This window comes from Billgrantia antri (genome assembly GCF_017868935.1).
GTDB classification, from domain to species: Bacteria; Pseudomonadota; Gammaproteobacteria; order Pseudomonadales; family Halomonadaceae; genus Halomonas; species Halomonas antri.
Window position 1 is genome coordinate 470,986 of sequence record NZ_CP053383.1, and the last position, 17,317, is coordinate 488,302.

Below are 17,317 nucleotides of genomic sequence, written 5' to 3' on the forward strand. Positions count from 1 at the left end.
GGATGTAGCGATCATTCACCCGTGAGGCTGAATTCCCCCATGTTCGGTTTTTTCAAGCGCAAGAAGCAGCAGGAATCCCAGCAGGAAGAACAGCAGCAACGACAGCCGACTCAGCCTGATGCGGAGCGTGAGGAAGAGGCGTCCCACGAAGGTGCGCCAGCGAGTGAAGCGGCTGCAGAGGTAGAGCCAGAGGCGGCGCCCGCCGAGCCGGACGTCATCGATGCGCCGCGCCCCGAGGAGGCCGCCATGGCCGGCCCGGCGGCGGATGAGGTGCGTGATCGGACCGAAGCGGTCGACGAGGTCGATCGGGAGGAGGAGAACGAGGTGCTGCGCGAGGAAGCGCTGGCTTCCGAACCCGAACCCGAACCCGATCCCGAGCCTGAGCCCGAACCCGAACCCGAACCCCTCCGCGCTCCGCTGCAGGATAAGCCTGTCGCTGAGAAGAAGGGCTGGTTCGCGCGCATTCGTTCGGGCCTGGGCAAGACCCGCGCCAACCTCACCGAGGGCGTCGCCGGACTCTTCCTGGGCAAGAAGCAGATCGACGACGAGTTGATCGAGGACCTCGAGACCCAACTGCTGATGGCCGACGTGGGCATCGAGGCCACCAGCGAGATCATCGAGCGTCTCACCGAGCGTGTTTCACGCAAGGAGCTCAAGGACCCCCAGGCGCTTTATCGCGCCCTGCAGGACGAACTCGCCACGATGCTCGATGCCGTGGCCAAGCCGCTGGCGCTGCCGGCCAAGGGAGAGGGGCCCTTCGTGATCCTGGTGGTGGGGGTCAATGGCGTGGGCAAGACCACCACAATCGGCAAGCTGACCCAGCGATTCCAGCGCGAGGGGCGCAGTGTGATGCTGGCCGCCGGCGATACCTTCCGGGCCGCGGCGGTGGAACAGCTCAAGGTATGGGGCGAACGCAACAAGGTGCCGGTCATCGCCCAGCACACCGGCGCCGACAGCGCCTCGGTGATCTACGATGCGGTGGCCTCGGCCAAGGCGCGCAAGATCGATGTGCTGATCGCCGATACCGCCGGGCGCCTGCACAACAAGGGGCACCTGATGGAAGAGCTCAAGAAGGTGCACCGCGTGATGGGCAAGCTCGACGACAGCGCGCCTCACGAAGTGATGCTGGTGCTCGATGCCGGCACCGGCCAGAACGCACTCTCTCAGGCCAATACCTTCAACGAGGCGGTGCCGGTCACCGGCATCACCCTGACCAAGCTCGACGGCACCGCCAAGGGTGGCATCATCTTCGCCTTGGCCAAGCAGCTCGGCACGCCGATCCGTTTCATCGGCGTGGGCGAGGGCCTGGACGATCTGCGTCCCTTCGAGGCCCGAGACTTCGTCGACGCCCTCTTCGACCAGGGCGACGAGGGGGCCGTCGCCTCGTCATGATCCTCTTCGAGCATGTGGGGAAGCGTTACGGCGGGCGTTTCGAGGCGCTCGCCAACATCGATTTCCGCGTGCAGCGCGGCGAGATGGTCTTTCTCACCGGCCACTCCGGAGCCGGCAAGAGTTCGTTGCTACGCCTGATCATGCTGCTGGAACGGCCGACCCGGGGCCGGGTGCTGGTCGCCGGTCATGACATCGGGCGCCTGCACCCCAGTCAGGTGCCGTTCTACCGTCGCCAGATCGGCGTGGTGTTCCAGGATCACCAACTGCTAGTCGACCGCTCCATCTTTCATAACGTGGCGCTGCCGCTGGAGATTCGCGGGGTCGAACCGCGCGAGGCTGCTCGCCGGGTGCGTGCGGCGCTGGACAAGGTGGGCCTGCTGCACCGTGAGAAGGCGCTGCCCATCGAGCTCTCCGGCGGCGAGCAGCAGCGCGTGGGCATTGCCCGGGCGGTGGTCAACAAGCCCTCGCTGCTGCTCGCCGACGAGCCCACCGGCAACCTCGACCCGCAGCTCTCGGCCGATATCATGGCGCTATTCGAGGACTTCAACCGCATCGGTACCACGGTGATGATCGCCAGCCATGACCTGGCGCTCATTGCTCGCCTGCGTCACCGTGTACTGCGCCTGCGCGAGGGACGCCTGATCGCCGACGAGGAGGCCGCATGAGTCGGCAGCCTCCCGCGCGGCCCCGCGGCGCTCGCAGCCAGCGCACCCGATCGACGAGCCGCTTCCGCGGCTGGCTGCGTCATCATCGCGCCATGTGCCTCGACAGCGCTCGGCGCTTGCTGCGAGCCCCCCTCGCCAGCCTGCTCACCATGCTGGCCATCGCCATTGCCCTGGTACTGCCGGCGGCGCTGTGGCTGGCGCTGGACAGCGCGCGTCTGCTCGATGCCGAACTCGATGAGAGTGCCACGCTCACCGTCTATCTCGCCCATGGCATCGACGAGGCTCAAGCTGGGCGCATCGATGAGGCCGTTGACGCTCAGGAGGGCGTCGCCCGAACCCGACTGATCTCGTCGGCCGAAGGCATGGCTGAGTTTCAGCAGGCGCTTGGGTTGAACGACGCCCTGGGTCGGCTGGAGCACAACCCGCTGCCGGCCAGCATCGTGGTGGTTCCCGTCGACCCGGCTCCCGAGGCCGTACGCCATCTGGCCGGCGAACTCGAGACGCTGAGCGGCGTCGATGAGGTGCGCCTCGATCTGGCCTGGCTCGAGCGTTTGCGCCACCTGGCCGAGCTGGGCAGTCGCCTGGCCCTGGCCCTCGGCGTACTGTTCGGCCTGGGGGTGCTGCTCGTCGTGGGCAACACCATACGCCTGGCGGTGGAGAGTCGCCGCCAGGAGATCGAGGTGGTCATGCTGATCGGTGCCACGCATGCTTTCGTGCGTCGCCCCTTCCTTTACAGCGGCGCCTGGTATGGCCTCGGCGGTGGCCTGCTTGCCTGCGGCTTGCTGGGCCTCGGCAACCAGTGGCTGGCGACACCGGTCAGCGCGCTGGCGGCGAGCTACGGCGCCACCTTCAGCCTGCCTCGTCTGGGGCCGGAGGGCTCGGCAACGCTGCTGTTGTGCAGTACACTATTGGGCTGGCTGGGTGCCTGGATCGCCGTGAGCCGCCACCTTGCGGAGGTTCGGCCGCGATGAGGAGCCGCGGAGGTTCGGCCAAGATAGGGCGTGTGCCCGCGGTGGGCCGGCTGCAGCCAGGCGGCGCGCCGACCGTGGCAAGGGCTCGAGGCATGGCGCTGCGACACGCTGTCGCGAATCCCGTGCTGTGCTAGCGACCGCGTCCGGCATCTGCCAGGCTGATGACGCCAGGGAACGTTATCGACTTTCGTCCGTCTAATCGAGCGATTGAACTGTATATTAGGTTTTCAAGGAGACAACCTGCAATGAGCACCAGTCTTCTGCCGGTGGGCCAGCTCTCACCGGGGCATGACCTCAACGGGTACATCCAGGCGGTCAACGGCATCCCCATGCTGACCGCCGAGGAAGAGCGCGAACTCGCCTTCCGCCTTCACGACGAAGGCGATCTGGAGGCGGCGCGTCGCCTGGTGCTGTCGCATCTGCGCTTCGTCGTGCATATCGCGCGCAGCTACTCCGGTTACGGTCTGCCACAGGCCGACCTGATCCAGGAAGGCAACGTGGGGCTGATGAAGGCCGTCAAGCGCTTCGATCCCAATCAGGGGGTGCGCCTGGTCTCATTCGCCGTGCACTGGATCAAGGCCGAGATACACGAATTCGTGTTGCGCAACTGGCGTATCGTCAAGATCGCTACCACCAAGGCCCAGCGCAAGCTGTTCTTCAATCTGCGCAGCGCCAAGAAGCGCCTGGCCTGGCTGAACAACGACGAGGTCGATGCCATCGCACGCGACCTCGACGTCAAGCCCGAGGTGGTGAGGGAAATGGAAGGCCGTCTGTCGGCCCATGATGCCGGCTTCGACGTTTCGCCGAGCGACGACGAGGAGACCGCCTACCAGGCGCCGGTTCACTATCTGGACGATGACGGCTCCGACCCCGCGGCCCAGCTCGAGGACAGCGACTGGGAAGATGATGCCAATCGCCGCCTGCGGATGGCCCTGGAGGCGCTGGACGAGCGCTCGCGCGATATCCTCCAGCGCCGCTGGCTGGCCGACGACAAGGCCACGCTGCATGAGCTGGCCGATGTCTATGGTGTCTCCGCCGAGCGCATACGTCAGCTCGAGAAGAATGCCATGAAGAAGATCCGACAGCAGTTGGGCGACGCCCTGGCGGCCTGACGGCATCGCTGCCTGAACGACGAAGCCCCGGTTCGCACGGAACCGGGGCTTTTTCGTGTAGCGAACGAGAGGTTAGGCGCTCTGGGTGATCGGTGCGCGCATCAGCTGTGCCGAGAGCAGTGACCACTGATCGTCCCAGTGCTCGGTGGGGCGGCGCTGGAAATCGCTGCGCACGTACTGGGAGATGCGCCCTTCGGCCACGGCCATCAGCAGGTTGGCGGTGGCCGAGACCGGCAGTACGGTGCGCCGCCGCTCGCGCAGCTCGGCTTCGCGCAGTACCTGCTTGAGCTGGGTTTCCAGGCGCTCGAAGAGCTGGTGGATGCGCAGCCGCAGCCGCTCGGTCTCGCCGGTCAGCACGTCGCCCTCGAGCAGGCGGGAGAGGCCCGGATTCTTCTCGGCGAAGGCCAGCAGCAGGGTAAGGATCTGCCCGCAGCGCGGCACGGCCTCATGCATCTCGTCGAGAATACGCGAAATGCGCTCGAACAGGGTCTCCTCGATGAACGAGATGAGTCCCTCGAACATCCTCGCCTTGCTCGGAAAGTGGCGGTAGAGGGCGGCTTCGGAAACCCCTACCTGGCGCGCTAGCGCCGCGATGGTGATGCGCTTGCCGCTGTCTTCTTCCAGCATCAGGGCGAGCGCCTGCAGGATCTGCTCGCGCCGGCTGGACGTCTGTGTTGCCTGCGTCATGTCGAAGTATGTCTTCTGGTTATTGGATGGCCGGAGGCCCTCGCCCCTGGCCGGTACGGAGCGAGGACTCCTTCAGTCGTTGTCGTTCCCTTGCTGGTCGGCATCGGTGATCAGGGTACCGACCCCGGCATTGGTGAAGATTTCCAGCAGCGTGGCATGCGGCACGCGGCCGTCGATAATATGCGCGCTGCGCACGCCGCCTTTCACGGCGTCGAGCGCGCAGCGGATCTTGGGCAGCATACCACCATGAATGGTGCCGTCGGCGATCAAAGCGTCCACCTGGGCAGTGGTCAGCCCGGTGAGCACCTCGCCCTCGGCGTTCATCAGGCCGGCCACGTTGGTCAGCAGCATCAACTTCTCGGCGCCCAGTGCCTCGGCCACCTTGCCCGCCACCAGATCGGCATTGATGTTGTAGCTGTGGCCCTGGGCATCGACGCCGATCGGGGCGATCACCGGAATGAAGTCGCGCTCGGCGAGCATCTCGATCAGGTCGGTGGAGACATGCTCGACTTCTCCCACGTGGCCGATGTCGATGATCTCGGGGGCGGTCATTTCCGGCGTCTTGTGTTCCACCTTGAGCTGGCGCGCGCGGATCTGGGCGCCATCCTTGCCGGTGAGGCCGATCGCCTTGCCGCCACATTGGTTGATCAGGTTGACGATGCCCTTGTTGACCAGGCCGCCAAGCACCATCTCCACAACGTCCATGGTCTGCGAGTCGGTGACCCGCATGCCGTTGACGAAGCGCGATTCGATCTTGAGCTTGGCCAGCAGTTCGCCGATCTGTGGCCCGCCGCCGTGGACCACCACAGGGTTAATCCCCACTTCCTTCATCAGTACCATGTTGCGGGCGAAGGAGTCGATCAGGGTGTCCTCGGTCATGGCGTTGCCGCCGTACTTGACGACGACGGTCTTGCCGGAGAAGCGCTGAATGTAGGGAAGTGCCTCGGAGAGCACTTCCACTACCAGCCGCGGGTCACGAGTCGTTTCGGTCATGGTCCTTCCTCAGGGAATCGAAAACGCTGCCGTCAGCTCGGCAGCGTCAGCGCCGGATCGACCTGCGTGAGGGCGTCGGCGAAACGGTTGCGGATGCGCTCGAGGGCCGCGTCGCTCTTGCCCTCGAAGCGCAGCACCAGCACCGGCGTGGTGTTGGAGGCGCGGCAAAGGCCCCAACCGTCAGGGTAATCGACGCGGATGCCGTCGAGGGTGGTCTTGACGCCATCGTCGCCAAAGTCGCCCTCGCGAGCCAACTTATCGACCAGCTCGAACTTGTTCTCGTCGGTGACGTGGACGTTGATCTCGGGCGTGCCGATATCCTGCGGGTAGCGAGCGAAGTAGGCGTCGGCATCGTCGTCCTGCTTGGCGAGGATCTCCAGCAGCCGGACGGCGCCGTAGAGGCCGTCGTCGAAACCGTACCAGCGTTCCTGGAAGAAGATATGACCGCTCATCTCGCCGGCGAGTGCCGCACCGGTCTCCTTCATGCGTGCCTTGATCAACGAGTGGCCGGTGCGCCACATCTCCGGCGTGCCGCCGGCCCGCTCGACCACGCCAGCCAGATTGCCGGTACACTTGACGTCGAAGATCACCCGGGCGCCGGGGTTGCGCGATAGCATGTCCTCGGCGAAAGCCATCATCAGATGATCGGGATAGATCAGCTTGCCACTCGGCGTGACCACGCCGAGACGATCACCGTCGCCGTCGAAGGCCAGGCCGATGTCGGCGCCGGTCTCCTTCACCGTGCGGATCACATCCTGCAGGTTTTCGAGCTTGCCCGGGTCGGGGTGATGGTTGGGGAAGTTACCGTCGATCTCGGCGAACAGCGGCACGGTGTCGGCGCCGAGCCGCTCGATCAGCTTGGGACCCAGCTCGCCGGCTACGCCGTTGCCGCAGTCGACCACCGCCTTGATCGGGCGCTCGAGCTTGATGTCGCCGACGATTCGCTCGAGGTAGGCGTCGCGCACGTCCTCGTGACGTACGCTGCCCTGGCCCTCGACGAGATCGCCGGACGCGATGCGCTGGTACAGCGCAGTGATCGCCTCGCCTGAGAGGGTCTCGCCGCCCAGCACGATCTTGAAGCCGTTGTAGTCCGGCGGGTTGTGGCTGCCGGTGACCATTACCCCGGAGGCGGTGCCCTCCAGCACGTGAGTGGCGAAGTAGAGCACCGGCGTGGGCACCATGCCGATGTCGACCACGTTGCGTCCGGCGGCGGTCAGGCCGCGTATCAGTGCCTCGCTGAGCCGCGGACCGGAGAGGCGGCCGTCGCGGGCCACCACCACGGTGGCTTCGTTGCGGGCGGCGGCCTCCGAGCCGATGGCACGACCGATCTGCTCGACGGTGGCCTCGGTCAGGGTGTCGTCGACGATGCCGCGGATGTCGTAGGCGCGGAAGATGGAGGCCGGTACGCTGCTGTTCTCGACTTGGCTCATAGCGGTTCCTTGTCAGACAGTGTGAGTTCGTGGATATCAGGTTGCGAAGGGACTGCTGCCGGGCGTCACCGCTCCTTGGGACGCTCGCGGCGTTCTGCGATCAGTGGCGACCCGAACTGCCGAAGCCGCCTTCGCCGCGCAGGCTGGCCTCGAAGTCGTCGACGACCTCGAGTTCGGCTTGGACCACCGGTACCAGGACATACTGAGCCAGACGCTCGAAGGGCTCCAGCACGAAGGTGGTATGGCCGCGGTTCCAGACGGAAATCATCAGCTCGCCCTGGTAGTCCGAGTCGATCAGCCCCACCAGGTTGCCGAGCACGATACCGTGCTTGTGGCCCAGTCCTGAGCGCGGCAGGATCAGGCCGGCCAGGCCCGGGTCGCCGATATGGATGGCGAGGCCGGTGCGTACCAGCTCGCACTGGCCGGGCTCGAGGGTAAGCGGCGCCTCGAGCAGAGCGCGCAGGTCCATCCCGGCCGATCCCAGCGTGGCGTAGCGGGGCATGTAGTCGTGCAGCCGCTCGTCGAGCAGCTTGACCTCCAGCCGCGGGCGGTGGGTTGGCCTGGTGTGTTGTGACTCGGGCATGGTCGCTCCGTCGGGTTCACTGGTTCTGGATTCGGATAGGTTCGGGGCGGCGCTCAATGCACGGGGCGCGAGGTCAGGCAGCCGAGCGCCCGCTCGATCACCGCCCTGGCGAGCTCGGACTTGGGCTGTGGCGGCAGACTCGCGCCACCTTCTCCCTCGCCGTCACGCCACAGCAGCAGGGCAGCGTTGTCGTCGGCGCCGAAGCCCAGGCCCGCGGTCGAGACGTCATTGGCAACGATCATGTCCAGCCGCTTGCGCTCGAGCTTGTCGCGCGCGTATGTCTCGAGCTCGCGAGTCTCTGCCGCAAAGCCCACGACCAGGGGACGCCCTCCTGAGGTATCCCGGAGCTTGGCGATATCGGCGATGATATCCGGGTTCTTGATCAGCCTCAGGCTGAGAGCCTCTTCGCCCTCGGTCTTCTTGATCTTGTGCTCCGCGACGGCCTCGGCGCGATAATCCGCCACGGCGGCGCAGCCGATGAAGATATCGCAATCGGCCGCCAGGAGACGGCTCGCCTCGTGCATCTGTCGCGCCGTCTCCACGTCGGTTCGCTCGACTCCCGCGGGGGTCGGCAGGATCACCGGGCCGCTGATCAGGCTGACCCGGGCGCCGAGCTCGGCAGCGGCGGCGGCCAGCGCAAAGCCCATCTTTCCCGAGCTGTGGTTGGAGAGGTAGCGCACCGGGTCCAGCGGCTCACGGGTGGGGCCGGCGGTGATTACCACATGCAGGCCGCGGCCCGGCATCTCACCGCCAAGCGCAGCCTGGCCGTGCGCTATCTCGCGATTCGGCAGGATAAGCTCGGCCATGATCGCCTCGGGCTCGAGCATGCGGCCTGGCCCCACGTCGCCGCAGGCCTGGTCGCCGCTGGCAGGCCCCAGCAGCCGCCAGCCGTCCTGTGCCAGGCGCTCGGCGTTGCGCTGGGTAGCGACGTGGCGCCACATGGCCTGGTTCATGGCAGGCGCCATCATTTTCTCGGCATCGCTGGCCAGGCACAGCGTGGTGAGCAGATCGTCGGCCATGCCCTGAGCCAGGCGCGCCATCAGGTCGGCAGTGGCCGGGGCGATCAGGATCGTTTCGGCCCAGCGAGCCAGTTCGATATGGCCCATGCCGGCCTCGGCTTCGGGATCGAGCAGCGAGGTGCGCACCGGTTCGCCGGTCAGCGCCTGCAGCGTCAGCGGCGTGATGAAGGCCTGTGCGCCTTCGGTCATCACCACACGCACTTCGCAGCCCGACTGCTTGAGCAGACGGGCGAGCTGGGCGCTCTTGTAGGCGGCGATGCCGGCGCTGATGCCGAGCAGAATACGCCGGCCGGCGAGCCGATGGGCGGACTGCGTTGTCATGAAAACTTCCTGAGCTGGAACCTGACCCCGACCGTTAACCTTACCACTGCCGTTGAACTTGCGCAGCCGCATCCTGTCGCGTGAGTCGGTTACAATGGCTGACGCTAATTAACCCATGGAAAGCGTAGCAAGGAGACAGGGGATGTCGATTCGCGACTGGCCCGAGGGCGAGCGCCCGCGTGAGAAACTGCTGGCGCTGGGCGCCGAGGCGTTGTCCGACGCCGAGCTGCTGGCGATCTTCCTGCGCGTGGGGGTGGCGGGGCGCTCGGCGGTGGATCTGGCCCGCGATCTGCTAGGAGCGTTCGGCGGCCTGCGTCAGCTACTCGAGGCCGACCAGACGCGTTTCTGCGCCGAACGCGGCCTGGGCACGGCCAAGTTCGTCCAGCTCCAGGCTACCCTCGAACTCTCCAAGCGCCACCTGGCGGCTCAACTCGCCCGCGGCAATGCGTTGACCTCACCCACGCTGGTGCGGGCCTACTTGGCCACCCAGTTGCGCCACCTGGGGCACGAGGAGTTCGCCGCGCTGTTCCTCGATACCCAGCATCGCGTGATCCGCTTCGAGTCGCTGTTCCGGGGTACGCTGGACAGTGCCTCGGTCTACCCGCGCGAGGTTGCGCGCCGCGCGCTTGAGCTGGGCGCCGGCGCGATAATCTTCGCCCATAACCACCCTTCCGGGGTGGCCGAGCCCTCCGATGCCGACCGGCGCATCACCGAGCGGCTGCGCGAAGCGCTGGGATTGTTCGAGATTCGCGTGCTGGACCACTTCGTGGTCGGCGATGGGGAAGTCGTATCTTTTGCAGAGAGAGGGTGGCTTTAGGCGGCAGGAAAGGTAGAATACGCGCCTACTATTGCCTGCCGGGGCGCACTCTGCTATAAAGTGCAGCCTTTGAATTCCCTTGGGTCAAATGACAACGGGGTCGTTCCCGGTTTGCCCGACAGGTTTTGAACACACAGGTTTGACCACCTGGCCAAGCGGTTGGAGGCTCCCATGTCCAAAGTATGTCAGGTTACCGGCAAGCGCCCGGTGACTGGTAACAACGTTTCACACTCCCAGCGCAAGACCCGCCGTCGCTTCTTGCCGAACCTGCACACCCACCGTTTCTGGGTGGAGTCCGAGAACCGCTTCGTCAAGCTGCGGGTCTCCTCCAAGGGTATGCGCATCATCGACAAGAAGGGCATCGACGCGGTGCTCAGCGACATCCGCAAGCGCGGCGAAGCCGTCTAAGCGACCAAACAGGGAGACAGCAGTCATGCGCGACAAGATCAAGTTGGTGTCCAGCGCCGGTACCGGCCACTTCTACACCACTGACAAGAACAAGCGGAACACCCCGGACAAGCTCGAATTCAAGAAGTACGATCCGGTTGTCCGCAAGCACGTGATGTACAAGGAAGCCAAGATCAAGTAACCCGATCCGGCGCTTTCCGTTGCGGCGGGCGTCCTGGGCGACTTGACGGCTTCCAGCCGCAGGTAGCAAGACCTGTCCTCCTGAACCCGGTTTTTACCGGGTTCAGGCGTATCTATTTCCGGGATTTTCACCATGCCCGAGCTTCCCGAAGTCGAGACCACCCGGCTCGGCATCGCCCCCCACGTTGAGGGGCGCGAGATCGTCGAGGCGATCGTGCGGCAGCCGCGCCTGCGCGTGCCGGTGCCGGACGACTTAATCGAGCGCTTGGTGGGCTCGCGCATCGGCACGCTTTCGCGACGCGCCAAGTACCTGCTGCTGCCGCTCGAGGGCGAAGGCGCCGGCAGCCTGATCTGGCACCTGGGCATGTCGGGCAGCCTGCGCATCGCCCGGCTGGGCGAATTGCCCAAGAAACACGACCACGTCGACCTGGTGTTCGACGGCGGTGCCATTCTGCGCTATCACGATCCGCGTCGCTTCGGCTTCGTCGACTGGCTCGCCGGCAGCCAGGAGAGCGACCCGCGGCTGGTGAACCTGGGGCCCGAGCCGCTCTCCGAGGCCTTCGACGGCGAGCGGCTCTACCGGCTCTCGCGCGGTCGGCGCATGGCGGTCAAGCCGTTCCTGATGGACAATGCCGTGGTGGTGGGCGTGGGCAACATCTACGCCAGCGAGGCGCTGTTCCTGGCCGGCATCGACCCACGACGCGCGGCGGGGCGCATCTCGCGCGAGCGCTACGAGCGCCTGGCCGCGGCGGTGCGAGAGGTGCTGGCCGCCGCCATTACCCAGGGCGGTACCACCTTGCGCGATTTCGTCAGTGGCACCGGTGAGCCGGGCTACTTCAAGCAGCGCCTCAACGTCTATGGTCGTCATGGCCAGGGCTGCCGGCGCTGCAACGGCGAGCTGCGCCTGGTAACGCTGGGGCAGCGGGCCAGTGTCTTCTGCCCTGCTTGCCAAAAATGACCCCCACTCCACGAGACGAACCATGACCCAGACCCTGCGCCTCAAGAAGAACGCCGACCGCCGCCTCAAGGCCGGTCACCTGTGGCTCTACTCCAACGAGGTCGACGTCGAGGCCACGCCCCTCAAGGGCCTCGAACCGGGCGGCCAGGTAATCGTCGAGGCCGCCAATGGCAAGGCCATGGGCGTGGCCTACGTCAATCCCAACTCGCTGATCTGTGCCCGGGTGCTGTCACGCGACCCCGGCATGCGGCTCGACCGCTCGCTGCTGGTGCACCGCTTCAACCAGGCTCTGGCGCTGCGCCAGCGGCTGTATGCCAAACCCTACTACCGGCTGGTGCACGGCGAGGGTGACCTGTTGCCGGGGCTGGTAGTGGACCGCTTCGACGATGTCCTCGTGGTACAGCTCAATACGCTGGGCATGGAGCGCCTCGCCGAGGAGGTCGTGGCGGCGCTGGACAAAGTGCTCTCGCCGCGGGTCATCGTGTTCAAGAACGACTCCTCGGGGCGCCGGCAGGAGCAGCTCGAGCGCCAGGTCACCGTGGCCAAGGGCGAGCTCGACGGGCCGGTACCGATGGAGGAGAACGGCGTGCGCTTCCACGTGCCGGTGCTCGATGGCCAAAAGACCGGCTGGTTCTTCGATCATCGCGCCAACCGCGCCTGGCTCAACGGCCTGGTCGCCGGCAAGCGGGTGCTGGACGTATTCAGCTATGTCGGCGGTTGGGGCGTGCAGGCAGCGGCCCATGGTGCCAGCGAGGTGCTGTGCGTGGACGCCAGCGCCCAGGCGCTGGAGCGGGTAGCCGAGAATGCGGCCCTGAACGGCCTGCACGAGCAGGTGGCGGTAGGCGAAGCCGATGCCTTCGAGGCACTGGCCGCGCTCAAGGCCGACGGCGAGCAGTTCGATGTGGTAATCCTCGACCCGCCGGCCTTCATCAAGAAACGCAAGGACATTCCCAACGGCGAGCGCGCCTATGCCAAGCTCAACCGCGAGGCGATGCGCCTGCTGGGACGCGACGGACTGCTGCTGTCGGCCTCGTGCTCCATGCACCTGGCGCCGGAGCGGCTGGTGGACGTGGTGCGCGGTGCGGTGCGCCACCAGGATCGTCACGGCCAGGTGATTTATCAAGGCCATCAGGCGGCGGACCACCCGGTGCACCCGGCCATTCCCGAGACCGCCTATCTGAAGGCTCTCGGCGTAAGGGTTTTCCGGGATTGAAATGATTGGCTACGTTCGCGTCTTCGCCCACTCCAATTCGCTGCTGGTCAGCCACGTGCGCAACCTGCTGGCCGCGGCGGGCATTCCCGTGGAACTGCGCAACATGGTGCTGGCCGGTGGCGCCGGCGAGCTGCCGCTGGGCGAGTGCGAACCCGAGGTGTGGGTGGCCGAACACAATCGCGAGCGTGCAGAGAGCCTGATTCGCGATGCCATGGCGGGCAGCACCGAGCAGGCGGAGTGGCGCTGTTCGAACTGCGGCGAAACGCTGGATGGTGTCTTCGAAGCCTGCTGGCGCTGCGGCACGCCCAAAGCCTGAACCTGCAACGGAGTGCACCATGCCACAGGAATGGGATCTTCCCGGACCGTTCGTCATCGAGCTTGAGGTGGAAGCCTCGGCCATCGACGAGTACGGCCATGCCAACAATGCCGCCTACCTGCGCTGGGTCGAGCAGGTGAGCTGGGCGCATTCGAAACACCTCGGCCTCGATCTGGCCCGCTATCGTGAACTGGACCGCGCCATGGCGGTGCATCGCCACGAACTCGATTACCTGGCGCCGGCCTTCGAAGGGGAGCGCCTGGTACTTGCCACCTGGATCGTTGGCTGCGATGGCCGCCTCACGCTGACGCGGCGCTTCCAACTCGTTCGCCCGGCCGATGGTCGCACCTTGCTGCGTGCTCGCACCCGCTTCGCCTGCATCGAGCTCTCCAGCGGGCGTCCACGGCGTCTACCCGAGGAGTACGTAACCGTCTACGGCGGTGCGCTCATTGTCGAGAAAGGCTGATATTTTTTCGTCAGGGTCGGGTCTTTTGTACTGATTTTCTGCTAATAAACGGCATTGCATGGATTTTTGCCGTTGTTGGTTTCCTGTGCTTCATGTTTTGACTTCCTGTGCTGTAATGCGCGTGTCGTATACCTAACAACATGCAGCAGACGCTCAGGAGGTGCCCAATGAAGATCGCCGTGCCGAAGGAAATCAAGAACCATGAGTATCGCGTCGCCCTGACTCCCACGGGGGCGCGGGAACTGGCGACGCGAGGCCATTCGGTGACCGTTCAGGTGGGCGCCGGGGAAGGGGCTGGCTTCTCCGATGCCGATTATGAGGTGGCCGGCGCCCGGCTAGAAGCCAACGTCGATACCCTGTGGGACGACGCCGAGCTGATTCTCAAGGTCAAGGAGCCGCAGGCGGAGGAGGTGGCACGCCTCTCCCGCGGCCAGACCCTGTTTACCTACCTGCACCTGGCGGCCGAGGAGAAGCTGACTCGTGGCCTGATGGAGAGCGGGGCCACCTGCATCGCCTACGAAACCGTCACCGACCGCCAGGGCGGCCTGCCGCTGCTGGCACCCATGAGCACCGTGGCTGGGCGCATGGCCATTCAAGCTGGCGCTCACAGCCTGGAGAAGGCCCAGGGCGGCTCCGGCGTGCTGCTGCCGGGCGTACCCGGCGTGGCACCGGGCAAGGTGACCGTGATCGGCGGAGGCGTGGTGGGCGAAAATGCCGCCCGCATGGCGCTGGGCCTGGGCGCCGAGGTCACCGTGCTCGACAAGTCGATTCCGCGCCTCGAGGTGCTCGACGACCGCTATCAGGGCCGCATGAAGACCGTCTTCTCCACCGCCGACGCCATCGACGAGGCGGTGCGCGAGAGCGACCTGATCGTCGGTGCCGTGCTGATTCCCGGTGCCGCCGCGCCCAAGCTGATCACCCGCGCCATGCTCGCCGACATGAAGCCCGGCAGCGTGTTGGTGGACGTGGCCATCGACCAGGGCGGCTGCTTCGAGACCAGCAAACCCACCACCCATGCCGAGCCGACCTACATGGTCGACGGTGTCGTTCACTACTGCGTGGCCAACATGCCGGGTGCGGTGGCGCGCACCTCGACCCAGGCGCTGACCAACGCCACTCTGCCGTTCGTCATCGCCCTGGCCGACAAGGGCTGGAAGCGGGCGCTGGCCGACGATGCCCACTTCCTGCCTGGGCTCAACGTCCACGACGGCCAGGTGACCTACCGCGCCGTGGCCGAGGCGTTTGGCCTTGAGAGCGTCGATCCCGCCAGCCTGGTGCGGTAACGGCCGATTCGTTTGAAGCGGGGGCAGGTCGCCTTGCCTGCCCCCTCGCGTTAACATAGCGGGCATTTCCGACAGCAGAGTCCGCTTTCCATGAGTGCAGCTTCCCAGAAGACACGCGTTCTCACCGGCATCACCACGACCGGTACGCCCCACCTGGGCAACTACGTCGGGGCCATCAAGCCCGCCATCGCCGCGAGCCAGGACCCGAGCGTGCAGTCCTACTACTTTCTCGCCGACCTGCATGCGCTGATCAAGTGCCAGGACCCCCAGCGCGTGCAGGAATCGCGCCTGGAGATCGCTGCCACCTGGCTGGCGCTGGGACTCGATACCGACAACGCCATCTTCTACCGTCAGTCGGACATTCCCGAGATCCCCGAGCTGACCTGGATGCTGTCGTGCGTCTGCGCCAAGGGCCTGATGAACCGCGCCCACGCCTACAAGGCGGCGGTGGCCGAGAACGAGGCCGCGGGCAACCAGGACCCCGACAAGGGCATTACCATGGGCCTGTTCGGCTATCCGGTGCTGATGGCCGCCGACATCCTGATGTTCAACGCCAACAAGGTGCCGGTGGGTCGCGACCAGATCCAGCACATCGAGATGGCACGCGACATGGGCGGGCGCTTCAACCATCTCTACAAAGGTGAGTTCTTTACCCTGCCCGAGGCGGTAGTGGACGACGACGTGGCGGTGCTGGGCGGCCTCGACGGGCGCAAGATGTCCAAGAGCTACAACAATACCATTCCGCTGTTCGTCTCAGAGAAGAAGCTGCTCAAGCTGGTGCGCAAGATCAAGACCAACTCGCTGGAGCCCGGCGAGCCCAAGGACCCGGAGGGCTGCACCCTGTTCCAGATCTACTCCGCCTTTGCCACGCGCGAGGAGCGTGAGGCGATGCGCGGCGAGTACGCCGGCGGCATCGGCTGGGGCGAGGTCAAGAACCGCCTGTTCGAGCTTCTCAACGAGCAACTGCGCGAACCTCGCGAGCGCTACGTGGCGCTGATGGAGGATCCGGGGCACATCGAGAACGTGCTGCTCAAGGGGGCCGAACGCGCACGCGCCGAGGCGGCACCGTTCATGGACAGGCTGCGCCATGCCGTGGGACTGGGGCGCTTCGTCTGAGCGGTTGTGTACCGTACCCGGGGCGCCTTCTTGGCGCCCTGTCTCGTTCTGATGGCCGGTTGGCGCGCATCGGCGAAACTTGCCACGCTGCATGAGAGTGTCGAGAGGAGAAGAGACATGATCACTGCGGTGGATGCGGTGCGTCCGCGTCGGGTCTCTCTGGTGCTGGGAGCGTTGCTGCTGGCCGCCGCCCTGATGGTAGGCCTGGTCTACGGTACGCGCCTGGGCCTGCTGCTGGTCGTCGGGGCGTTGCTGGGGGTGTCGCTCTACCACGCCGCCTTTGGCTTCACCGGCGCCTGGCGGGTCTTCATCAGCGAGCGCCGCGGGCGCGGACTGCGCGCGCAGATGGTCATGCTGGCCATCGCCGTGGTGCTGTTCTTCCCTGCGCTCGGTGCAGGTACCCTCTGGGGGCAGGGCGTGACCGGCTTCGTGGCGCCGATCGGCGTTTCGGTTGTGGTGGGCGCCTTCCTGTTCGGTATCGGCATGCAGCTCGGCGGCGGCTGTGCCTCGGGCACGCTGTTTACCGCCGGGGGCGGCAATGCGCGCATGATGATCACGTTGCTCTTCTTTATCGTCGGCTCGCTGATCGGCACCGCACATTTCGGCTGGTGGATGAGTTTGCCGGCCTTTCGACCGGTGTCCTTGGTGCAGACCTTCGGCGCGGGAGGCGGCATCGCCGTGAGCCTGGCGCTGTTCGGCACCATTGGCGTGCTCACGGTGCTGCTGGAAAAGCGCCGCCACGGCGGGTTGGAGGAGGCGCCACGGGCCAACTTTGGCCAGGGGCGCTGGCTAACCGGTCCCTGGCCGCTGCTGCTCGGTGCCGTGGCGCTGGCGCTGCTCAACTTTGCCACCCTGGCGCTGGCCGGCCGCCCCTGGGGCATCACTTCCGCCTTCGCCCTGTGGGGTGCCAAGGCTTACGAAATCCTTGGTGGCGACGTCAGCCAGTGGAGCTACTGGCAGAGTCCGGGCAACGCCGCGGCACTTGGGGCCAGCGTGTGGAGCGACATCACCACGGTGATGAACGTGGGGATCATCCTAGGTGCCATGGTCGCTGCCACCCTGGCCGGGCGCTTCTCTCCGACCCTGCGGATTCCGCTGGGCTCGGTGGCGGCGGCGGTGATCGGCGGCCTGCTGCTCGGCTATGGAGCCCGGCTGGCGTTCGGCTGCAACATCGGCGCCTACTTCAGCGGCATCGCCTCGGGCAGCCTGCACGGCTGGGCGTGGCTGGTGGCGGGTTTCGCCGGCAACATGCTCGGCGTGCGACTGCGCCCGCTGTTCTTCGGTCGTCCGCCCCGCGACAGGACCCGGGCCAAGGTAAGTTGAGCTTTGCGCCACGGCTCGAGAGGCGTGGTAGAGTTACGCCAACGCGCCGCCAGAGCGCTTGGGA

The 17,317-nt window shown here is 66.0% G+C and carries 19 protein-coding genes; 14 read left to right on the top strand and 5 right to left on the bottom strand.

Going from position 1 to position 17,317, the window contains the following annotated elements; all coding sequences use genetic code 11:
• Positions 1-39: 39 nt before the first annotated feature.
• The 4 genes from ftsY (at position 40) to rpoH (ending at position 4,140) form a co-directional block, all read left to right on the top strand.
• A complete protein-coding gene (gene ftsY, locus HNO53_RS02235) occupies positions 40-1,392 on the top strand; it encodes a signal recognition particle-docking protein FtsY (protein WP_209475885.1) in 1,353 nt (450 codons plus the stop codon).
• Positions 1,389-2,057, top strand: a complete 669-nt coding sequence (gene ftsE, locus HNO53_RS02240) for a cell division ATP-binding protein FtsE (protein WP_209475887.1) — start codon at positions 1,389-1,391, stop codon at positions 2,055-2,057. Before ftsY ends, ftsE begins: the two co-directional genes overlap by 4 nt.
• A complete protein-coding gene (gene ftsX, locus HNO53_RS02245) occupies positions 2,054-3,028 on the top strand; it encodes a permease-like cell division protein FtsX (RefSeq protein WP_209475889.1) in 975 nt (324 codons plus the stop codon). The genes ftsE and ftsX overlap by 4 nt, the downstream gene beginning before the upstream one ends.
• A 245-nt stretch (positions 3,029-3,273) precedes the next feature.
• A complete protein-coding gene (gene rpoH / locus HNO53_RS02250) occupies positions 3,274-4,140 on the top strand; it encodes an RNA polymerase sigma factor RpoH (protein WP_209475891.1) in 867 nt (288 codons plus the stop codon).
• 72 nt (positions 4,141-4,212) lie between these two features.
• Here rpoH and slmA read toward each other — a convergent pair whose 3' ends face one another.
• The 5 genes from slmA to coaBC all read right to left on the bottom strand — a co-directional run bounded on the left by slmA (position 4,213) and on the right by coaBC (position 9,173).
• Positions 4,213-4,827, bottom strand: a complete 615-nt coding sequence (slmA, locus tag HNO53_RS02255; protein ID WP_209475892.1) for a nucleoid occlusion factor SlmA — start codon at positions 4,825-4,827, stop codon at positions 4,213-4,215.
• Positions 4,828-4,899: 72 nt separating this feature from the next.
• A complete protein-coding gene (argB, locus tag HNO53_RS02260; protein ID WP_209475894.1) occupies positions 4,900-5,820 on the bottom strand; it encodes an acetylglutamate kinase in 921 nt (306 codons plus the stop codon).
• Positions 5,821-5,852: 32 nt separating this feature from the next.
• A complete protein-coding gene (locus HNO53_RS02265; protein WP_209475896.1) occupies positions 5,853-7,250 on the bottom strand; it encodes a phosphomannomutase/phosphoglucomutase in 1,398 nt (465 codons plus the stop codon).
• A gap of 100 nt (positions 7,251-7,350) precedes the next feature.
• Positions 7,351-7,833, bottom strand: coding sequence for a dUTP diphosphatase (gene dut, locus HNO53_RS02270; protein WP_209475898.1), 483 nt, complete (start codon positions 7,831-7,833; stop codon positions 7,351-7,353).
• Positions 7,834-7,886: 53 nt separating this feature from the next.
• On the bottom strand, positions 7,887-9,173 hold the full coding sequence (coaBC, locus tag HNO53_RS02275; protein ID WP_209475900.1) for a bifunctional phosphopantothenoylcysteine decarboxylase/phosphopantothenate--cysteine ligase CoaBC: 1,287 nt from the start codon (positions 9,171-9,173) through the stop codon (positions 7,887-7,889).
• Between the two features lie 142 nt (positions 9,174-9,315).
• Between coaBC and radC the strand changes: the two genes are divergently transcribed.
• The 10 genes from radC (at position 9,316) to HNO53_RS02325 (ending at position 17,253) form a co-directional block, all read left to right on the top strand.
• Positions 9,316-9,990, top strand: a complete 675-nt coding sequence (gene radC, locus HNO53_RS02280; protein ID WP_209475902.1) for a RadC family protein — start codon at positions 9,316-9,318, stop codon at positions 9,988-9,990.
• 171 nt (positions 9,991-10,161) lie between these two features.
• Entirely contained in the window at positions 10,162-10,398 is a 237-nt protein-coding gene (rpmB, locus tag HNO53_RS02285; protein ID WP_010630182.1) for a 50S ribosomal protein L28, read from the top strand.
• A gap of 25 nt (positions 10,399-10,423) precedes the next feature.
• Positions 10,424-10,579 carry a 50S ribosomal protein L33 gene (rpmG, locus tag HNO53_RS02290; protein ID WP_016417370.1) on the top strand — a complete coding sequence of 52 codons (156 nt, stop codon included), beginning with the start codon at positions 10,424-10,426 and terminating at the stop codon, positions 10,577-10,579.
• 132 nt (positions 10,580-10,711) lie between these two features.
• Entirely contained in the window at positions 10,712-11,536 is an 825-nt protein-coding gene (gene mutM, locus HNO53_RS02295) for a bifunctional DNA-formamidopyrimidine glycosylase/DNA-(apurinic or apyrimidinic site) lyase (protein WP_209475904.1), read from the top strand.
• Between the two features lie 22 nt (positions 11,537-11,558).
• On the top strand, positions 11,559-12,749 hold the full coding sequence (locus tag HNO53_RS02300) for a class I SAM-dependent rRNA methyltransferase (protein WP_209475906.1): 1,191 nt from the start codon (positions 11,559-11,561) through the stop codon (positions 12,747-12,749).
• A gap of 1 nt (position 12,750) precedes the next feature.
• Positions 12,751-13,065 (top strand): putative signal transducing protein, encoded by a 315-nt coding sequence (locus HNO53_RS02305; RefSeq protein ID WP_209475907.1) that lies wholly within the window; start codon positions 12,751-12,753, stop codon positions 13,063-13,065.
• Positions 13,066-13,084: 19 nt separating this feature from the next.
• Positions 13,085-13,531, top strand: a complete 447-nt coding sequence (locus HNO53_RS02310) for an acyl-CoA thioesterase (protein ID WP_209475909.1) — start codon at positions 13,085-13,087, stop codon at positions 13,529-13,531.
• A 167-nt stretch (positions 13,532-13,698) separates the two neighbouring features.
• Positions 13,699-14,814 carry an alanine dehydrogenase gene (ald, locus tag HNO53_RS02315; protein ID WP_209475911.1) on the top strand — a complete coding sequence of 372 codons (1,116 nt, stop codon included), beginning with the start codon at positions 13,699-13,701 and terminating at the stop codon, positions 14,812-14,814.
• Positions 14,815-14,904: 90 nt separating this feature from the next.
• On the top strand, positions 14,905-15,930 hold the full coding sequence (locus tag HNO53_RS02320) for a tryptophan--tRNA ligase (RefSeq protein ID WP_209475913.1): 1,026 nt from the start codon (positions 14,905-14,907) through the stop codon (positions 15,928-15,930).
• A 117-nt stretch (positions 15,931-16,047) separates the two neighbouring features.
• Positions 16,048-17,253 (top strand): YeeE/YedE family protein, encoded by a 1,206-nt coding sequence (locus HNO53_RS02325; RefSeq protein WP_209475915.1) that lies wholly within the window; start codon positions 16,048-16,050, stop codon positions 17,251-17,253.
• Positions 17,254-17,317: the final 64 nt, after the last annotated feature.